Raw genomic sequence first — 17,448 nt, forward strand, 5'->3', positions numbered from 1 at the left:
GTGCCCGTAAAAGTGTTTATCATAGGCATCTCTTTGCCTGCCTTGCACGGACACCATGATCGAACAAGACTACACACTGGCCTGGGGCCTCTACGCTGTCGCCGCCCTGGGTTGCCTGCTGGTGGCCTTCAAGCTGACCGGCTGGATGTGGCGCTGGCTGCGCGAGCCGCTGCGGGTGATCGTTGCCGTGCTGCTGTTCACCCCCACCATTGTCGATCCGGTCAAGGACAGCTTTGCCCCGGCCGTTGCCATTACCGCCCTGGACCTGGCGTTCAAGGTGGGCAACAACGCCTGGCGCGCCGCCTCGGACCTGGCGATGTACGGCATGATCGCCTTCGGCCTTTACCTGCTGTTCGTGCTGGTGCGCTGGCCACTGGAAAAACGGGCTGGCGAGCGCCGCGAGAAGGCCGAGGCCGCTGTCAAGCGCCAGGCGGCCGAAGACGATGCGGTGATGGCCGACGCGCCCGTCGCCGATCGTCGTGATCGCTACCGTGAAGAGCCTCCTGCTGCTCCGGTGCGTCGCCCGGGCAATGGTGGCGGCCGCGTCGAGCCACGGATCTAGGACGGAGCCCTCGCCAATGTGTGAATTGCTGGGCATGAGTGCCAATGTCCCCACCGATATCGTCTTCAGCTTCACCGGCCTGATGCAGCGTGGCGGGCGTACCGGTCCGCACCGAGACGGCTGGGGCATCGCCTTCTACGAAGGGCGTGGCCTGCGCCTGTTCCAGGACCCGGCCGCGAGCAGCGAGTCGGAGGTGGCCAACCTGGTGCAGCGTTACCCGATCAAGAGCGAAGTGGTTATTGGTCATATCCGCCAGGCCAACGTCGGCAAGGTCTGCCTGTCCAACACCCACCCCTTCGTGCGTGAGCTCTGGGGCCGCAACTGGTGCTTCGCGCACAACGGCCAGCTCGCCGATTTCAGTGGCGAGAAGACGTTCTACCGCCCGGTCGGCGACACCGACAGCGAGGCCGCCTTCTGCGACCTGCTCAACCGCGTGCGGGCGGCATTCCCTGAACCGGTGGAGGTCGAGGCGCTGCTGCCGGTGCTGGTCGAGGCCTGCGCCGGGTATCGTGCGAAGGGCGTGTTCAACTGCTTGCTCAGCGACGGCGACTGGCTGTTCTGCTTCTGTTCGACCAAGCTGGTACATATCACCCGGCGCGCGCCTTTTGGTGCTGCACGGTTGAAAGATGTCGACCTGATCGTGGATTTTCAATCGGAAACCACGCCCAATGACGTGGTCACGGTGATCGCCACCGAGGCCCTGACCGAAAACGAGACCTGGCAGCGTTACGAGCCCGGTCAATGGGCCCTGTGGCGGCACGGCGAGTGCGTCGCCAAAGGCTAAGGACAGAGCATGTTCAGAAGTTACCTGCGGTTGCTGCTGTTCACTTTCGGCCTGTTGGCCGGTGTCCAGGTGCCCGGCCTGGTCAAGGACTATAGCCAGCGGGTCGAGGCCCACATGCTCGAGTCGCGCGAAGCGCTGGCGGGCTTCCAGGAAACTGCCGAGCGCTTCTTCAACGGCGACCTGCAGGCATTGGTGCGCCATTACCGCACCAGTGACGACCCGGTGTTCAACAGTGACGCCAACAGCATCGAAAGCCTGGTGATTCGCAACCAGTTGCTGGAAAACGAATGGCAGGCGCTGCAAGGCAGTTGGGCCAGCCGCAGTTGGCATGTGCTGGTGCAGGCCGATCCGCAACTGCGTGAAGAGACGCTCAAGGGCTACAGCTACCAGATCCTGCTGGTGCCCGAGGCGATCGGCTGGGGGATCGCCAGCGGCTTCCTGCTTGCATTCCTGGTCGAGAGCGTGTTGCTGGGCATCGGTTGGGTGATCCTGGGCGGGCGGCGCCGGGCGGTGAAGGAAAGCTGGCGCTAGGTTGCAGGTAGTTCGTTGCCGGGGCGGGCCTCACCGCGGGACGAGTCGCTGCGGCGAACCGCCGCTCTCACAATGTTGGACCTTGCGGGAGCTACTGTCCTGTTCAAAATCTAAAGGCCAGCTCAATCCCTGTGGGAGCGGGCTGGTCCCGCGATGAGGCCGGGACTGACACACTCCCGGCTCAGACCAGCACGATCCGCTGCCCCCCCACATCCTGCGCATAGCGCCCCAGCACCTGCCGGCACAACCCCACCACTTCATCGACCAGTTCCACCCCGGTCTGCCACGACACCACCAACTCCAGGCTAGGCGGTGGCTGCAGCCCCGTCAGCAGCACCAGCTCGCCGCGTGCCAGCTCTGCGGCGACCAGCGCCGGGGGCAGGGCGCCGATACCGAAGCCATCGCGCAGCAGCCGGGTGATTGCCGACACCGAGTTCACGCAGTTCAGCCGCGGCGTCTCGCTCCCCGCGCTCTGCAGCAGGCTGAACACCTCCTGGTGCGGCCGGGAGTTGCGCGAAAAGGTGATGATCCGCTCGCGCGCCAGTTCTGCCAGCGACGCATAGTCACGATGGTGCGGTGAGCCGGTGGCGACGATCCAGCCCATGGGATAGCGCGCCAGGTCCAGGCTGCGGATGCTTTCCTGGCGCAGCAGGTCGGTCTGCAGGATCACGTCGAGAAACCCCTTCTGCAACTGGTCGCGCAGGTTCAGCGAGGTGTCGGCGACCAACTCGATTTCCACTTGCGGGTAGCGCTCGGTCAACTCGGCCACCAAGGCGCTCATCCAGGTGTGGATCACCGTGTCCATGACCCCCAGGCGGATCCGGCCGACCACCGCCCGTTCGCCGCCCAGCGACTGTTTCATCGCCTTGGCGGTGTCGAGCATGCGCTCGGCGTACTCCAGCACCTTGCTGCCTTCCGGGGTCAGGCTGACACCGCGCGAGTCGCGCAGCAGCAGCTTCACGCCAAGGTCGGCCTCCAGTGCGGCGATGCGGCTGGACACCGAGGCCTGGGTGGTGAACAGCTTCTCGGCGGTGAGGCGAAAGCTCTTGAGCCGGGCGACCCAGACGAAGGTTTCGAGAAATCGCAGGTTCATCGTGTGCTCGCAAGGCTGGGCGATCAGGTTTTCTTGTTCCAGACCGACGGTTTTTCTCGTTGGACGCAGGTTGCGCGGGCTTTGAACAATAGCGTCCAGGCCGCGAACACGCAGTCGTTCCTCAAACAATACCAACAAGCCGAGGCATCCATGAACCCCACCGGCGTACAGCAGCAGGCACCCGCCCGATCTTCGGGCGGGCCCTTTGCCTGGTACCGTGACATCGACTCCCAGCAACGACGTACCTTCTGGAGCTGCAAGATTGGCTATGGCCTGGACGGCATGGACACGCAGATGCTCAGCTTCGTCATCCCCACCCTGATCATGATCTGGGGCATCAGCACCGCCGAGGCCGGCCTGATCCACACCAGCACCCTGATCGCCTCGGCCATCGGCGGCTGGGTCGCCGGTATCCTCTCCGACCGCATCGGCCGCGTACGTACCCTGCAACTGACCGTGCTGTGGTTCGCCTTCTTCACCTTCCTCTGCGGCTTCGCCCAGAGCTACGAGCAGTTGCTGATCGCCCGCACCCTGATGGGCTTTGGCTTCGGTGGCGAGTGGACCGCCGGTGCCGTGCTGATCGGCGAGGTGATCCGTGCCCAGGACCGCGGCAAGGCCGTGGGCATGGTGCAATCGGGCTGGGCCATCGGCTGGGGCCTGACCGCGATCCTCTACGCCTTGTTGTTCTCCTGGCTGCCGGCCGAACAGGCCTGGCGTGCACTGTTCCTGCTCGGGCTGTTGCCGGCGATCTTCGTGATCTTCGTACGCCGCATGGTCAAGGATCCGGAGGTCTACCGCGAAGCCAAGCGTGCAGAAAAGCCCGAAGCGCCTTCGCACTTCTACGAAATCTTCGCCTCCGGCATGCTCTGGACCACGATCCGCGCTTCGTTGCTGACCACCGGCGCCCTGGGTGGCTACTACGCCATCACCTCGTGGCTGCCGACCTTTCTCAAGAACGAGCGCGGCCTGAGCGTGCTGGGCACCGGCGGCTACCTGGCCATGGTCATCGTCGGTTCCTACATCGGCTATGTGATCAGCGCCTACCTCAGCGACCTGCTGGGGCGTCGCAAGAATTTCATCCTGTTCGCGGTGGGTTCGTTCGTCATCGTCCTGCTGTACACGCAGCTGCCGGTCAGTGACGGCGTTATGTTGTGGCTGGGCTTCCCGCTGGGCTTCTTCGCCTCGGGCATCTTCAGCGGCATGGGGGCTTTCCTCACCGAACTGTTCCCCACGCGCATCCGCGGCTCGGGGCAGGGCTTCTGCTACAACATCGGCAAGGTGCTGGCGGCGATGTTCCCGCTGCTGATCGGCCTGCTCGGCGAGAAGATCCCGTTGGGCCTGGGCATCGGCGCATTCGCTGCGGTGTCCTATGGCATCGTGATCGTCGCCGCCCTGAGCCTGCCAGAAACCCGCGGCAAAGAACTGAAGGCGCGTTAAGGTAGACCTATGAACAGCACAACAGGAGTTCAACAGGTGAATCGCCTGCTTCTCAATTGCGACATGGGCGAGAGTTTCGGCAACTGGCGCATGGGCCTGGATGCCGAGGTCATGCCCTTCGTGGACTGCGCCAACATCGCCTGCGGCTACCATGCCGGCGACCCCGGCACCATGCGCCGCACCGTGGCCCTGGCGCTGCAGCATGGCGTGACCATCGGCGCGCACCCGGCCTACCCGGACCTGGTCGGCTTCGGCCGCCGTTCGATGGCCTGCAGCGACGACGAGATTCGCGACCTGCTGCACTACCAGATCGGCGCCCTGGACGGCATCTGCAAGGTGCTCGGTGGTCGTGTGGCCTACGTCAAGCCGCATGGCGCGCTGTACAACGACATGATGGCCGACCCGCAGAAGTTGCGTGCGGTGCTCGAAGCCGTGGCCGCCTACGACGCAGGCCTGCCGCTGATGCTGATGGCCACCGCCGACGACAGTGCTGCACAGGCCCTGGGCGACGAGATCGGGGTGCCGTTGTGGTTCGAAGCGTTCGCTGACCGCGCCTACACCGCCAGCGGCCACCTGGTGTCGCGCCGCCTGCCCGGCGCCGTGCACCATGACCCGGCCCTGGTGGTCGAACAGGCCGTGCGCCTGGCGCGTGGCGAGGCACTGGTGGCCAACGACGGCAGCGCGCTGCGCCTCGATGCCGCCACCTTGTGTGTGCATGGCGACAACGAAAGCTCGGTGGCTGCGGTACGGCAGATCCGCCAGGCCCTCGATGCGTTACAGGCATGAGGATGTCGCGATGAAGCCACGTATCGAAGTGGTGGCGATCGACAGCCTGATGGTGCGGCTGTTCGACACCATCGACGAGGCCAACATGCCGTGGATCCTCGCCGCCAACCAGCGCCTGCGTGCAGCGTTCGGTGAGCACCTGGTCGACCTGGTACCGTCCTACACCACCCTGATGTTGCAGTCGAACCTGGCGCCAGGGGAGGCGCGCGTGCGAATTGGCCAGGCGCTGGAAGGTTTGCAGCCGGATGCAGGCCACAGTGGTCGGCGTCACGAGATTCCGGTGTGGTACCACGCCAGTGTCGGCCCGGAGCTGGGGCTGCTGGCTGAGCGCAGCGGCCTGAGCGAAGACGAGGTGATTGGCCTGCACTGCGCGCGTGACTACCCGGTGTTCGCCCTGGGTTTTGCACCGGGGTTCGGGTTCATGGGGCTGGTGGACGAACGCCTGGCCACGCCACGCCTGAGCACGCCGCGCAAGCGCGTTGCGGCCGGTAGCGTGGGCATCGCCGAACGGCAGACGGCGGCCTATCCTGCGGTGTCGCCGGGTGGCTGGAACCTGATCGGGCGTACGCCGGTGCGTCTGTTCGACCGCGAACGTGATGGCTACAGCTTGCTGCAGCCGGGTGACCGGGTACGTTTCGTGGCGGTGTCGCACACCGAATTCATGGCATTGGGCGGCGATGATCGTCCTTTGGAGGCGCTGGCATGACGCAGTTGAGGATCGAAGCCAGCACCGCGCTGTGCCAGCTACAGGACGCCGGGCGCCTGGGTGTGCGGCATCTGGGCGTGACCCAGGGCGGGGCGCTGGACTGGGTGGCGATGAACTGGGCCAATTGGCTGCTGGGCAATGCCCTGGACGCGCCCGTGGTGGAGGTGGCGCTGGGTGGTTTGAGCCTGCTCGCCGAGCAGGACTGTGTGCTGGCCCTGGCCGGCGCCGACCTGGACGCCAGGGTCGACGACCAGCCGCTGGCGCCCTGGCGCAGTTTCGCCCTGCACAAGGGCCAACGCCTGACGCTGCGGCAACCACGCCAGGGTGTGCGTGCCTACCTGGCCGCCCCTGGCGGTTTTGCCGGCGAAGCCGTGCTGGGCAGTTGTTCGACGGTGGCGCGTGAAGCGCTGGGTGGCATCGAGGGGCGCGGCGAGGCGCTGGCCAAGGGGCAGGCTCTGCGCTTTGCCGAGGGCGCACTGGCCTTGCGTGAAGTGCCCGAAGCCCTGCGCCCGGAATATCCGGCCAAGCCGGTACTGGACCTGGTGATGGGCGCACAGATCGGCGACTTCAGCGGCACCAGCCTGTTCGAGGCCTTCAACAGCGACTGGACGCTGGACAGCCGTGCCGATCGCATGGGCAGCCGCCTGCTGGGGCCGCAACTGGTCTACCAGGGTGCGCCGATGATTTCCGAGGGGATTCCCTTGGGGGCGGTGCAGGTGCCGCCGGATGGGCAGCCGATCGTGCTGCTCAATGATCGCCAGACCATCGGCGGCTATCCGCGGCTGGGGGCCTTGACGCCACTGGCGCTGGCACAGCTGGCGCAGTGCATGCCAGGGGCGGTGGTGCGGTTCAGGGCGGTGGTGCAGGAGACGGCGTGGCGGCAGCAGCAGGGGTATCTGCAGCGCTGGGCCTGAGCTATCGGGCCCTATCGCGGGGGGGCAAGCCCGCTCCCACAGGTTCCCCACTGTTCGCAGGGGCAGTAGGGGACCTGTGGGAGCGGGCTTGCCCCGCGATAGGGTCGGTACAGGCTACTTGGACAGATACCTCATCGCTTCCTCCAACCCCTGCAAGGTCAGCGGGAACATCCGGTCTTCGACCAGCTCGCGCACCAATTGGGTGGACGCGGTGTAGTTCCAGGTCTGCTTGGGGTAGGGGTTGATCCAGACGATCTTCCTGAATTTCTCCATGAAGCGCTGCATCCACACGTACCCGGCCTCTTCGTTCCAGTGCTCGACGCTGCCGCCCGGCTGGGTGATCTCGTACGGCGCCATCGCCGCATCGCCGACGAACACCACCTTGTAGTCATCGCCGTACTTGTGCAGCAGATCGAAGGTGGAAAAGCGCTCGGAGGTGCGGCGCAGGTTGTTCTTCCACACCGACTCGTAGACGAAGTTGTGGAAGTAGTAGTACTCCAGATGCTTGAACTCGGTCTTGCAGGCCGAGAACAGCTCTTCGCAGACTTTCACATGGGCATCCATCGAACCGCCGATATCGAACAGCAACAGCAGCTTGACCGTGTTGCGCCGTTCCGGACGCATCTGGATGTTCAACAGCCCGGCATCGCGGGCGGTGTGGTCGATGGTGCCGTCGATGTCGAGCTCCTCGGCGGCGCCTTCGCGGGCGAACTTGCGCAGACGGCGCAGGGCCAGCTTGATGTTGCGCGTGCCCAGCTCGACCTGGTCGTCGAGGTTCTTGTACTCGCGCTGGTCCCAGACCTTGACCGCCTTGCCCTGACGCTTGCCGGCCTCGCCGACGCGAATGCCTTCGGGGTTGAAACCGCCGGAGCCGAACGGGCTGGTGCCGCCTGTGCCGATCCACTTGTTGCCGCCGGCGTGGCGTTCCTTCTGTTCCTCGAGACGCTTCTTGAATTCCTCGATCAGCTTGTCGAGCCCGCCGAGCGACTGGATCTGCGCGCGCTCTTCATCGCTGAGCGAGCGTTCGAACTCCTTGCGCAGCCATTCTTCGGGGATCAGCGCTTCCAGGTGCCGGTCGAGGTTTTCCAGGCCCTTGAAATAGGCCGAGAAGGCGCGGTCGAACTTGTCGAAATGGCGCTCGTCCTTGACCAGGATTGCCCGCGCCAGATAGTAGAACTCGTCCATGTCGGCGAATACCACGCGCTGTTGCAGGGCGTTGAGCAGGTCGAGCAGTTCGCGCACCGACACCGGCACCTTGGCTGCGCGCATTTCATTGAACAGGTTGAGCAGCATGGCCAGCCCCTCAGCGGTTGCCGCGACGGCTCATGAAGGCCAGGCGCTCCAGCAGTTGTACGTCCTGTTCGTTCTTGACCAGGGCACCGGCCAGCGGCGGGATGGCCTTGGTCGGATCACGCTCGCGCAGCACCGCCTCACCGATGTTGTCGGCCATCAGCAGCTTGAGCCAATCGACCAGCTCGGAAGTGGAGGGCTTCTTCTTCAGGCCCGGCACCTTGCGCACGTCGAAGAATACGTCCAGCGCCTCGCTGACCAGCGACTGCTTGATGTTCGGGTAGTGCACATCGACGATGCGCTGCAGGGTCTCGCGGTCGGGGAAGGCGATGTAGTGGAAGAAGCAGCGGCGCAGGAAGGCGTCGGGCAGCTCCTTTTCGTTGTTGGAGGTGATGATGATGATCGGGCGCTGTTTCGCCTTGATGGTCTCGTCGATTTCGTAGACGTAGAACTCCATCTTGTCGAGTTCCTGCAGCAGGTCGTTGGGGAACTCGATGTCGGCCTTGTCGATCTCGTCGATCAGCAGGATGACGCGTTCATCGGCCTCGAAGGCTTCCCACAGCTTGCCTTTCTTCAGGTAGTTGCGCACATCGTGAACCTTGTCCACGCCCAGTTGCGAGTCGCGCAGGCGGCTCACCGCATCGTACTCGTAGAGGCCCTGGTGGGCCTTGGTGGTGGACTTGATGTGCCAGGTGATCAGGCGTGCACCGAAAGATTCGGCCAATTGCTCGGCCAGCATGGTCTTGCCGGTGCCTGGCTCGCCCTTGACCAGCAGTGGGCGTTCGAGGGTGATGGCCGCGTTGACCGCCAGCTTCAGGTCGTCGGTGGCGACGTAGTTGCGGGTGCCTTCGAATTTCATGGAGCCGATCCTCTGCGGGGTGTCAGTGGCGGCCTCATCGCGGGCAAGCCCGCTCCCACAGGGGGAGAGTACCTTGTGGGAGCGGGCTTGCCCGCGAAAAGGCCGACACCGAGAACTCATGTCTATGATGTGCCCTGACTATAACGCGGCCCCAGGCCGCTGCAAACGCAGACCGGGTATTCAGTCGCTGAGTGATGGTCCACAATTCGACCACTGAATTTTGCTACAGTGCACGCCGCCCAAGGCTTCCCGGGTAGTGGGCACTGGGGCACGTACAGCTAAATCCCACCACCAGCCCCGAGCATGCGCCCTGGGCACGTGCACCACTGGAGACAGCAATGTCCTACGTTACCCGCCGCGACGGTCGTTACTTCTATCGTCGTCGGTTCCCTGCTGAGGTCGCTGCCATTGTGGGCAGGGCAGAGTTCCGCAAGGCCTTGGGCACGGCTGACCGCAAGGAGGCGCTACAGCTAGCCCGTGTGGTTTCGGTGGAGTTCGACCGTACCTGTGCCGAAGCCCTGGCACAGAGCGCCTGCGAAGGCGGTACAGGGGCCATTCAGGCTCAGGGTGAACCTACCCAAAGGGTCACGGCAGAGCGCATCCTGGAGCGTCTACGGGCCGTTGTAGACGGTGCTACCCGGTCGGCTGTCGAAGCCCTTGAACCGAGCCAGCGGCAGGCCCCGACTTGGGCGGCAGAGATGGAGTGGCGTAAGGCCGCGCTCCAGGCGATTGCAGACGGGAAGCACCCCGGCGCGGCTGACTACAACCCTGCGGAAGCAATGGCAGCTCTGCGCGCCCTGGAGGCCCTGGAACGGGGCGAGGTGCCGAGCCTGGAGCAACCCACCGGCACGCCACAGAAACCCGCTGATGCGGCCCCTGGCGCCTTTGCTGGCAGCCCGGATCAGCGTACAGCCGCTGAGTTCACCGAGGCCCTGGACGGATACTGCTCAAGGGTCAGTGAAGGCCGGGCGGGCATTGTGCGCTCGCTGGCGGCAAAGGTGCTGCGCTGGCCATCCACGCCGGATGCACAGGTACAACGGATCATGCAGTTTGCGGAGGAGCGGCTGAGCGCGGGTGGCAAGGCAAGTAGCGTGCACAATCAAGCCGCTGGCCTCATCACCGTGCTGCGGGAGCTGCCTGGCTGGGAACGCATTGCCCTGCCGCGTAACGGCGCTGTAGCTCGTGCCGTCCGCCAGGGTGGCCAACTTCAAGCGGATGCCAGGGACTCGATGCCATTGGCGGTGGTGCATGCCGTCCTGCAAGCCTTCGATGCGCGTGGCGATGCCGTGGATGCCGCCGCCGCCCGCTTGCTGGTGCGCTACGGGTTGCGCCCGCTGGAGCTATTGCAGGAAGGCGCCGAGGCCCTGGCCATCAGGGAAGACATTCTGCACAACAAAGAGCTGGTGTTTCACGCTGGGTTATCGGGAGCCAAGAATAGCGCCAGTCGGCGTAGCCTGCCTGTGCATGCCGAGGATGCTGAGCTGTTCCGATTGGTGTTGGCAGACCGAGGGGCGGCTGATGCGAAGCGAGCCAGGGCCAGGGTCAAGCGGCTAGGGGATGCAATGCGTATCGCTCTGCGGGGCAAGCCTGGCAAGCTCTCCCTGTACAGCCTACGGCACACCTGTGCGGACCTGCTCCGGGCTGCTGGCGCTACGCCTGATGAGGTCGGTGGAATCCTGGGGCATACCGCCAAGGGTAGCAAAGCGACCAGCATATACGGAGGCAAGGCGCCATTGCATCGACCAAGGGCATTGCTGGCACAGGTCCGTGAGCTGCTGGAGCAGGGCACTGTGCCCGAAAGCCTTCCGGCCTAAATTTGTTGTAGTCGTGCGAGGCGGGAGTCTGACCCGAGCAAGGCCGGAATCCCCCGTGGGGCCTTCGTGGCCGGGTGGGATACGGCCCGAGCGGGAGATGCCTCGGGCCTTCGCCCAGTCCGTTTACTTGGCCCGGTTCCGCTTGAACTCATCGTCACCGACGACCGGGGCAGTCGATCCTTGCTGCTTGAGCAGACTAATAGCGTGCTCACAGTCGACTAGGTTGTGGTAGCTCTCAGAGCTAACAGCAATGGTCTTGGAGTTCTTCGCTACAAACTTCCAGCGCCATTCCTTAGCAGTGTCCTTATACACATAGAAGTACGCAACCTCAGCCATCGGTGACTCTCCATTTGCGGTTAGGACTGCTGACGCTAGCAATTGGCCGTTACTCCTGTCTACTGCTCCCAGTCAACCCAGGAGCATTTAACAAACCCTTGTCGTAACGCATAACAAATCCTTGACGAACGACAGTGTGTTGTTAATACTGATTCCAAGCCACCCAGCAAGGAGTCACCAGCATGCAAGTCGTCGCCTACTACCGTGTATCCACTGAGAAGCAAGGGCGCTCCGGGCTGGGCCTGGAGGCGCAGCGCGAGTACGTCCAGGCCGCTGCCGAGAGTGAAGGGTGGGAAGTAATCGCCAGCTTTGAGGATCACGCCAGCGGCGCTATCAGCCCTGCCGACCGGGAGCAGTGCGCTAAGGCCCTGGAGCTGTGCAGGCGGACAGGCGCCGTGTTAGTGGTGGCTAAGCTGGACCGCCTGAGCCGCGACGTTGCAGATATTGCGGGGCTCATGAAGGTGGCCGATTTCAAGGTGGCGACGATGCCCCAGGCCGACAAGTTCCAACTGCATATCTATGCTGCCCTGGCTGAGCAAGAGCGCACATTTATCAGCCAGCGCACCAAGGCTGCTCTGGCGTCCCTCAAGGCTCGTGCCGATGGAGGAGACGCCGATGCCCAGGCCAAGATAGAACGTCGCTCTATGGGCCGCGTAGCGGGCCAGGTGGCGGGGCAGGCCGCTGCTGTAGATGCGGTCAAGGCCAAGGCTGATCGCTGGGCCGAGAGCATGGCCTCCCACGTCAAAGCTGGGATGTACGATGGCTGCCGTACATTGGCCGCCATGGCTGCCTGGCTCAATGCCGAAGGGCACCGCACCGCCCGTGGGGCGGAGTTCAATCCGATGCAGGTTAAGCGCCTGGTAGAGCGCCTGGGCATCGCCTTCCCGTGAGCCGGTGTCGTCCTGCACTCCCGGCCTGATCCGAGCCCAGTGTGCGCCTGCTGGGCGCTCTGGTCCCACAGGGCTACCTATCGCCAGCCCTTGTCCCGTAAGGCGTTGCCATGGATATGCCACCGTTGTTCGGGATTGTCACATACCGTAGCAGAGAGAGATAACCACCTGGCTTTCTCTGCTGGTTCTGTCCGGGACCTACGTGATTCGCGGCGACCTGCAACCCCAAGCGGGTCGCCGTGCTTTTTACCCTGCATCGAACACCGTCGCTGTCTGCTCAGACCTGCAAGGGCGCTGCCTATCCCGCCCTGTTTCCCCGGCATCTGGTACACCCAGCCCTGCCCGAATACTTCTTGTACACATTGAACCTTACCTGTCTGGAGCCCTTGAAGCGCTAGGCGGGAACGCTTTCGAATTCACGCACACTGTTACCTAAACCCATTGGAGGGACCATGACCCACAGCTCCCAATTGCAGGGTAGGCCAGCGCTCACGGCTGCCCGAATCGTCCGCTTTATGCGGCTTAACTACGCACTTCCAGCACCGAAACCAATCACCACCACAGTGCTCCGCGAGGCGTTCCCCGAAGTGCCACGTAGTAGCTTGATGAATGCCATTGCAGCGCTCATCCGGCGTGCCGGGTTGCAGGCCCGCTATCTGCCAGGAACGCATATCCGCGAGTACTGCCCCGGCTCCCAGGCGTTCAATGCTTGGCGCATGCTGGACCGTGAGCAGCAAGGGCTGCATGCCTGGACCGAAGCGCGGTTGCTGGATGCGCTGAACGAACGCGGAGGCTGCTGATGGCTCGACCACGCAAGATCAACCTTGACCGCCTGGGCTTGGAACTGCTCGCTGCCACGATTGAGGGAACTCAAAGGCGTTATGCCGATGCCAAGGCCGAAGGTTACTCGGTGGACGCGGCCACGATCTCGGCGAGCGTGTCGCTATTGAAGTTGCTTGAAGCGACAAAGGCGGCTCGGGAGGTTGATACCGCCGCCGAGCTGGAGAAGCTGCGCCAGCAGTTCAACGAGAAGCGCACCCCGCCTGCAACTCCTGCACTCCCGCCTCAAAGCAAACCCGCCGACCGCGCCGCCCTGCTCGCAGAGTACGGCCTGACCGATCCCACTACTTGACCGATGGCCTTGGCGCCTTCGACTGGAGGAACCATGACCACGAACTTAGAACGACTGCGCCAGCAGGCAGAGGCGGCAGCAGGCCTAGAACCTGCGCCCTTTGACTACATGAGCGCTGTCCGTATTGCCCGGCAGGCTAGCCCTGGTCTCGACGGTACCGCGCTGCAATCTGCTGTAGACCGCATTAAAGCGATGTACCTGGCTACCGGGTCCTATGAGGAACCACTGCTTACCGCTCAAAGCATTGTGCGGCGCCACATGGGGAAGACCCAGGCCCAGCGTCGTGAGATGGCTAAGGAGCTTCGCGCTATCGGCTACCGTGGCCGATACGCCTCGGCAGGGGAAGTGCTGGACCTGATGACAGAAGCCCACGACCGGGCACTAGATGACACTCGACCATCTGCCCGCGCCATCCTACGGCAGCAGGTAGGGGAGGAGGACGCCCCAAGGCTGGCCACAACAAAGAGCCGCCATCTCAAGAGTGCCATGCAGAAGCTGGCCGACCATCCCACTGCTCGACTCATGGAGGCCGAAGGCATGCGCACCGCACGCGACGTAAGTGAAATCTGCAAGTCCTCCCTGGCCGGTGGGGTGGCGGCGCTGTATCAGCGCGCCGATGTAGCCAAGCGCCTTGCCGGGCTCACCGATACCCAGGCGGAGCAAGCCCGAGAGATCGCAGCATTGAAGGCCCGTCTAGTCGCCTTGGAGACCCGCCAGGATGTTGCAGAGTCTGGGGAGCACTGGCACGACGTGGCCAAGCGCATGCGCTCTGAGGGCGCTACCTATGGCTCCATTGCCAAGGCTACCGGCCAAGGGCGTAGCGCAGTGTCTAACTACCTGCTGCGCAATGCGTGAGCAATTACAAGGTACGAAGTACCTATAGAAATCAGACCTATTTCAGGTGTACACGCGTGTACAGCTACCGTGTACAGCTAGATACTTTGAGCAATTGTTGACCAATCCCGCAGGGCCTCGCCACAGGCCGCACAGCGCGTTCTAGCGCATCCCCCAGCAAACCCTCCCCACCGCCCAGCCGATGCGAAAACACTGCGTAGGCGCAGCCGTGGGCGCTTACAAAAGGAGATTCCCCATTGGCTTCTAAATACACCCGCATCGTCCACAACGATCCCACCGGCGCACTAACCCTGGATTACGGGGCGCTGGCCTACGTGCTCAGTCTGATGACGGCAGAGAAGGTCCGAGGTCTCTCGCTGACCAAGGGCTTGCGCTGGGTCGCCCATGTGCAGCGCGATGGAGTCCTGTATCAGAAGGAGTTCCAGTTCGGCGAGAAGGCGCTGGCGCTGGCCTGGCTGATGGTCACCCGCGCCCAGCTCAAGCTGGAAGGCAAGGACAACGACCGTCGTGGCAAGTGGCAGCGCAATCCCGAGGTGGCGAAATGATCCCGGCCAACGGTACGGGTGGCATCCACGCGCTCATCGGCATGATCCAGTCCGTGCAATCGCCCGAGGTGGAACCCCAACCCCGGCGCCAGCCAGGTATCACTGACGCGGACCTTGCCAACTTGTCCGCCCTGGCCTACCAGCGGCAGCAGGCCCGCGATGCCTTGACCGCGAGTCAACTGGCCCCAGACAGCACCGAGCTATACACCGCCGAGGTAGTGGCCGGGGCTAACGCGGCTGCCGTGCAGCGCCGCCAGCGTCCAGGCTCCTCGCTCGGCATCAATACCTGACGGCCTGCACTTGCAATCCAATTCACGCCACGTAGACGAATCCACACCGGAGAACACAAATGACTAAGACCCTCAAACCAGTTATCAACACCGCCGTATCGCCGCGCACCCAGGCCCTTCTTGGCGCGCTGCGCACCGCCATCACCCTGGACCGCCTCGAAGTCCCCGAGCTGACCGCACCCGCTGTTCCTGATAATTACGCCGCAGTGAAGACCGGGCTGCACGGGCTGGCAGAGAAGTTTATTGACCCCGCACGCGCCGAAGGCAAACGAACCGGCGCCGATGATGTTGCCCGCGAACTCGGTGCCGTGCTTGCGCAAGCCGCCCGATCCGGCATGCCCCTGGCTGACTTGCCTGCCGCCTTCGACTACGATGCCGCCATGCTTCAATACCGTGGCCAGCAAGATCATTACTTGCGCACAAGTGATGCCCACGCAACCCGCCAGGCTGATGCTATCCAGACTTGGCTGGCCGACCTGCTGGCCGTGCTCAACGTCCGGGAAGTTCTGGGCGCGGACGTGGTGCAGGATGCTGCTGGTGCTGGGAACAAGACCATGGCCGCAACCGCCCTGGACCTTGTGGCCCGCGAGAAGCTGAACACTGCTGGCGCTGCTGATCTTCCTGTCATGGCCGCTGGCCGTGGCCTGATGGTATTGCTCGCCGCTGGCGTCGATCCTGCTGAACTGGTACTGACCGACCTTGAAGTGCTGGTGGCGCTGGCTGGCATCGAGATCATCCCGGCCACCCTGCCAGGTGCTGGTCTGGCCGCTGCTGACTTGTCGTTCCGCGCCGGTACTTCGCTGGTGAAGGTGAACACCCGTGGTGCTGTGCTCTACCGTGAGGCGGAGACTCAAGGTGGCCGCGTTGTCCTGCCCCACAGCGTGCTGGTTGCGGTGAGCCAAGAGGCGCTTGAGCAGTTGCAGGCGGAGGTAGGCGAGCGCCTGGCCCGCGTACCCCACCGCTTCCAAGAGGCTGCCGTGGGCAACAGCTCGCTGGACCGGAGCCGTCGGGTTATCCAGGGTGGTGGCTTGAACGCCTTTGCGGCTAGCATCGGCTGATAGTGAAGGCCGGATGCCCGGCCCTTGACTCAAGCCGTCTTTCTACGACGAAGCTTACCACCTGCCCATAAGGCCAATGCAGAGAGCGCCAACGTTCCAATCGCCATAGCGAGGTTCATTCCCAGGCTGCCTGGTAACGCGTGCATGAAAGTGGCGAACAAGCGCATGACTCCTGTGAATAGCCATACGCATCCAAGTATTGTCAAAATCCATCCCAGTATCCGCATTGCCGCCCCGTTAGTTGTCCTGTCTACTTCGACAATAGCTGACGTGGGCGGAATAGTGTGCATTTGATATCAGGCTTCCGGTCGGCAGTGCGTGCCAGTGATGGGGCACAAGCTCCAATCACAAGTCCACATCACGGGCGCCTGTAGCCCTGGAGGCCCCGTATTTAAAGGGCTTGAGTAGAATTCACTTGTCAGTCGCTGAATGGCCCGTCACCCGCGTTTCAGTCAGTCTTGGGCGGCGGCTGCTCGTAGCGGGCGTTGAATGCCTGGACGAAACCATTGCGCAATATCTGCAGGAACGCCTCGAATGCGCTGATGTTCTGTTGATGCACACTGCCGCTGAGTTCGACGCGGGTGGCGAACTGATTCTTCGGCTGGTTCTTCAGCACCGTTTCACTGGCACCGACCACCGCCTCCCAGATCGAGCGGAAGAAGCCTTTGTCCTTGTTTTCGACATCCTGCTGCCAGTCGAACACATCGACATCGCGCAGCAACGGCTTGATATAGCCATTGAGCCTACCGTTCTCGGCCTGGGCCTCGATCACTACGTCACCATGCCCGGCATTGAAGTCGAACTTGCCATAGGCACTGGCGAAGTCGTTGAGCCGGCGCAGTTCGATGCCGGTGGCGCGCAGACGGAACTCGAAGTCATCGAAGTCGCTGAACGGGTCGAAGGTGGCGCGGCTTTCGACCTTGGCATCGCCGGCAATCAGCGCGTCGGCCTCGAAGCTGGCGTCGCGTCGGCCTTTTTCGTCGCGCACGTTGGTCAGGTTGCGGATGCTGGCCTGGAGCTGTGTGGCCTTGAGGTCCACCGGCGGCTTGGAGTGGAAGTTGCGAAAGGTCAGGGTGCCGTTTTCGATGCGCACTTCGTTGAGCGTAATCGGCAGCAGTTTCTCCAGTTGCTGGCGCCAGTCGGTGCCCTGGCCGGTCTGCGAGTTCTGTTTGCTGCCGCCATCGACGAAGTTGAGCTCAGGCCGCACGAACGCCACCTCAGCGACCACGGCCTGGTCGTACCACAGCGAATGCCAACTGACTGACAGGTCGATCAGCGGCGCATCGAGCAGCGGCACGGGCACCTTGCCGGTGGTCTTTACGATCTTCAGTCCGTTGATCTGGTAGGCACCGCGCCACCAGGCGAGGTCGACGTCGGCGACCTCGCCGCGGTAGTCGCCCATGTCGGCGAGCTTGTCGTTGAGGTAGTCGCGTACCAGGTAGGGCAGGGCCAGGTGCAGGGCGACCAGCAGCACGATCAGGCCGGCCAGGCCGATCAGCGGCCAGCGATAACGGGCTTTCATCGCAAGCTCTCCAGGGCAGGTTGTGCGGTTGACCGCCAGGCGCC

Annotated in this window: 20 protein-coding genes; 15 read left to right on the forward strand and 5 right to left on the reverse strand. The window is 63.5% G+C overall.

Annotated elements, in window-relative coordinates:
- The first annotated feature begins 55 nt into the window (after nucleotides 1–55).
- Genes ACTYOL_RS07395 through ACTYOL_RS07405 form a run of 3 tightly spaced genes read left to right on the forward strand, consistent with a single transcriptional unit; the run spans nucleotide 56 to nucleotide 1,877 of the window.
- Nucleotides 56–562 (forward strand): MFS transporter, encoded by a 507-nt coding sequence (locus ACTYOL_RS07395; RefSeq protein ID WP_197889964.1) that lies wholly within the window; start codon nucleotides 56–58, stop codon nucleotides 560–562.
- 16 nt (nucleotides 563–578) lie between these two features.
- Nucleotides 579–1,346 (forward strand): class II glutamine amidotransferase, encoded by a 768-nt coding sequence (locus ACTYOL_RS07400; protein WP_054895027.1) that lies wholly within the window; start codon nucleotides 579–581, stop codon nucleotides 1,344–1,346.
- Nucleotides 1,347–1,355: 9 nt separating this feature from the next.
- Nucleotides 1,356–1,877, forward strand: coding sequence for a DUF2937 family protein (locus tag ACTYOL_RS07405; protein ID WP_065861438.1), 522 nt, complete (start codon nucleotides 1,356–1,358; stop codon nucleotides 1,875–1,877).
- Between the two features lie 181 nt (nucleotides 1,878–2,058).
- Here the strand turns inward: ACTYOL_RS07405 and ACTYOL_RS07410 are convergent, their stop codons facing one another.
- Complete coding sequence (locus tag ACTYOL_RS07410) at nucleotides 2,059–2,970, reverse strand: LysR family transcriptional regulator (protein WP_063543670.1); 912 nt, start codon at nucleotides 2,968–2,970, stop codon at nucleotides 2,059–2,061.
- A 150-nt stretch (nucleotides 2,971–3,120) separates the two neighbouring features.
- On the opposite strand from ACTYOL_RS07410, the gene ACTYOL_RS07415 reads away from it, so the two are divergent.
- The 4 genes from ACTYOL_RS07415 to ACTYOL_RS07430 are packed head-to-tail and all read left to right on the forward strand — an operon-like array spanning nucleotide 3,121 to nucleotide 6,813.
- Nucleotides 3,121–4,407, forward strand: coding sequence for an MFS transporter (locus tag ACTYOL_RS07415; protein WP_444757717.1), 1,287 nt, complete (start codon nucleotides 3,121–3,123; stop codon nucleotides 4,405–4,407).
- A gap of 9 nt (nucleotides 4,408–4,416) precedes the next feature.
- Nucleotides 4,417–5,193: a 5-oxoprolinase subunit PxpA gene (locus tag ACTYOL_RS07420; protein WP_444757718.1), complete on the forward strand. Its 777-nt coding sequence runs from the start codon at nucleotides 4,417–4,419 to the stop codon at nucleotides 5,191–5,193.
- A gap of 10 nt (nucleotides 5,194–5,203) precedes the next feature.
- Entirely contained in the window at nucleotides 5,204–5,899 is a 696-nt protein-coding gene (gene pxpB / locus ACTYOL_RS07425; protein WP_444757719.1) for a 5-oxoprolinase subunit PxpB, read from the forward strand.
- Nucleotides 5,896–6,813 carry a biotin-dependent carboxyltransferase family protein gene (locus tag ACTYOL_RS07430; protein ID WP_197889949.1) on the forward strand — a complete coding sequence of 306 codons (918 nt, stop codon included), beginning with the start codon at nucleotides 5,896–5,898 and terminating at the stop codon, nucleotides 6,811–6,813. The genes pxpB and ACTYOL_RS07430 overlap by 4 nt, the downstream gene beginning before the upstream one ends.
- A 114-nt stretch (nucleotides 6,814–6,927) precedes the next feature.
- On the opposite strand, the gene ACTYOL_RS07435 is transcribed toward ACTYOL_RS07430, so the two are convergent.
- Together ACTYOL_RS07435 and ACTYOL_RS07440 are read right to left on the reverse strand one after the other, a co-directional pair.
- Nucleotides 6,928–8,106 (reverse strand): vWA domain-containing protein, encoded by a 1,179-nt coding sequence (locus tag ACTYOL_RS07435; RefSeq protein ID WP_054895021.1) that lies wholly within the window; start codon nucleotides 8,104–8,106, stop codon nucleotides 6,928–6,930.
- A gap of 10 nt (nucleotides 8,107–8,116) precedes the next feature.
- The gene (locus ACTYOL_RS07440) at nucleotides 8,117–8,962 is read right to left on the reverse strand and encodes an AAA family ATPase (protein ID WP_054895020.1); all 846 of its coding nucleotides are present in this window, start codon (nucleotides 8,960–8,962) and stop codon (nucleotides 8,117–8,119) included.
- A 338-nt stretch (nucleotides 8,963–9,300) separates the two neighbouring features.
- On the opposite strand from ACTYOL_RS07440, the gene ACTYOL_RS07445 reads away from it, so the two are divergent.
- The gene (locus ACTYOL_RS07445; RefSeq protein ID WP_444757720.1) at nucleotides 9,301–10,776 is read left to right on the forward strand and encodes a DUF6538 domain-containing protein; all 1,476 of its coding nucleotides are present in this window, start codon (nucleotides 9,301–9,303) and stop codon (nucleotides 10,774–10,776) included.
- A gap of 123 nt (nucleotides 10,777–10,899) precedes the next feature.
- Here the strand turns inward: ACTYOL_RS07445 and ACTYOL_RS07450 are convergent, their stop codons facing one another.
- A complete protein-coding gene (locus ACTYOL_RS07450; protein WP_444757721.1) occupies nucleotides 10,900–11,112 on the reverse strand; it encodes a YegP family protein in 213 nt (70 codons plus the stop codon).
- Between the two features lie 182 nt (nucleotides 11,113–11,294).
- On the opposite strand from ACTYOL_RS07450, the gene ACTYOL_RS07455 reads away from it, so the two are divergent.
- From ACTYOL_RS07455 to ACTYOL_RS07485, 7 genes are all read left to right on the forward strand, one after another.
- Nucleotides 11,295–12,002, forward strand: coding sequence for a recombinase family protein (locus tag ACTYOL_RS07455; protein WP_444757722.1), 708 nt, complete (start codon nucleotides 11,295–11,297; stop codon nucleotides 12,000–12,002).
- Nucleotides 12,003–12,607: 605 nt separating this feature from the next.
- Complete coding sequence (locus tag ACTYOL_RS07460) at nucleotides 12,608–12,802, forward strand: hypothetical protein (protein WP_444757723.1); 195 nt, start codon at nucleotides 12,608–12,610, stop codon at nucleotides 12,800–12,802.
- Nucleotides 12,802–13,134, forward strand: a complete 333-nt coding sequence (locus ACTYOL_RS07465) for a hypothetical protein (protein WP_444757724.1) — start codon at nucleotides 12,802–12,804, stop codon at nucleotides 13,132–13,134. Before ACTYOL_RS07460 ends, ACTYOL_RS07465 begins: the two co-directional genes overlap by 1 nt.
- 33 nt (nucleotides 13,135–13,167) lie before the next feature.
- Nucleotides 13,168–13,989, forward strand: a complete 822-nt coding sequence (locus ACTYOL_RS07470; protein WP_444757725.1) for a hypothetical protein — start codon at nucleotides 13,168–13,170, stop codon at nucleotides 13,987–13,989.
- A 236-nt stretch (nucleotides 13,990–14,225) separates the two neighbouring features.
- Complete coding sequence (locus ACTYOL_RS07475) at nucleotides 14,226–14,534, forward strand: hypothetical protein (protein ID WP_444757726.1); 309 nt, start codon at nucleotides 14,226–14,228, stop codon at nucleotides 14,532–14,534.
- Nucleotides 14,531–14,824, forward strand: coding sequence for a hypothetical protein (locus ACTYOL_RS07480; RefSeq protein WP_444757727.1), 294 nt, complete (start codon nucleotides 14,531–14,533; stop codon nucleotides 14,822–14,824). Before ACTYOL_RS07475 ends, ACTYOL_RS07480 begins: the two co-directional genes overlap by 4 nt.
- 59 nt (nucleotides 14,825–14,883) lie before the next feature.
- Nucleotides 14,884–15,882: a hypothetical protein gene (locus tag ACTYOL_RS07485; protein ID WP_444757728.1), complete on the forward strand. Its 999-nt coding sequence runs from the start codon at nucleotides 14,884–14,886 to the stop codon at nucleotides 15,880–15,882.
- 448 nt (nucleotides 15,883–16,330) lie between these two features.
- Here the strand turns inward: ACTYOL_RS07485 and ACTYOL_RS07490 are convergent, their stop codons facing one another.
- Nucleotides 16,331–17,404, reverse strand: a complete 1,074-nt coding sequence (locus tag ACTYOL_RS07490) for a DUF748 domain-containing protein (protein WP_125930491.1) — start codon at nucleotides 17,402–17,404, stop codon at nucleotides 16,331–16,333.
- Nucleotides 17,405–17,448 lie beyond the last annotated feature (44 nt).

Source organism: Pseudomonas sp. A014 (assembly GCF_052378495.1).
GTDB classification, from domain to species: Bacteria; Pseudomonadota; Gammaproteobacteria; order Pseudomonadales; family Pseudomonadaceae; genus Aquipseudomonas; species Aquipseudomonas machongensis.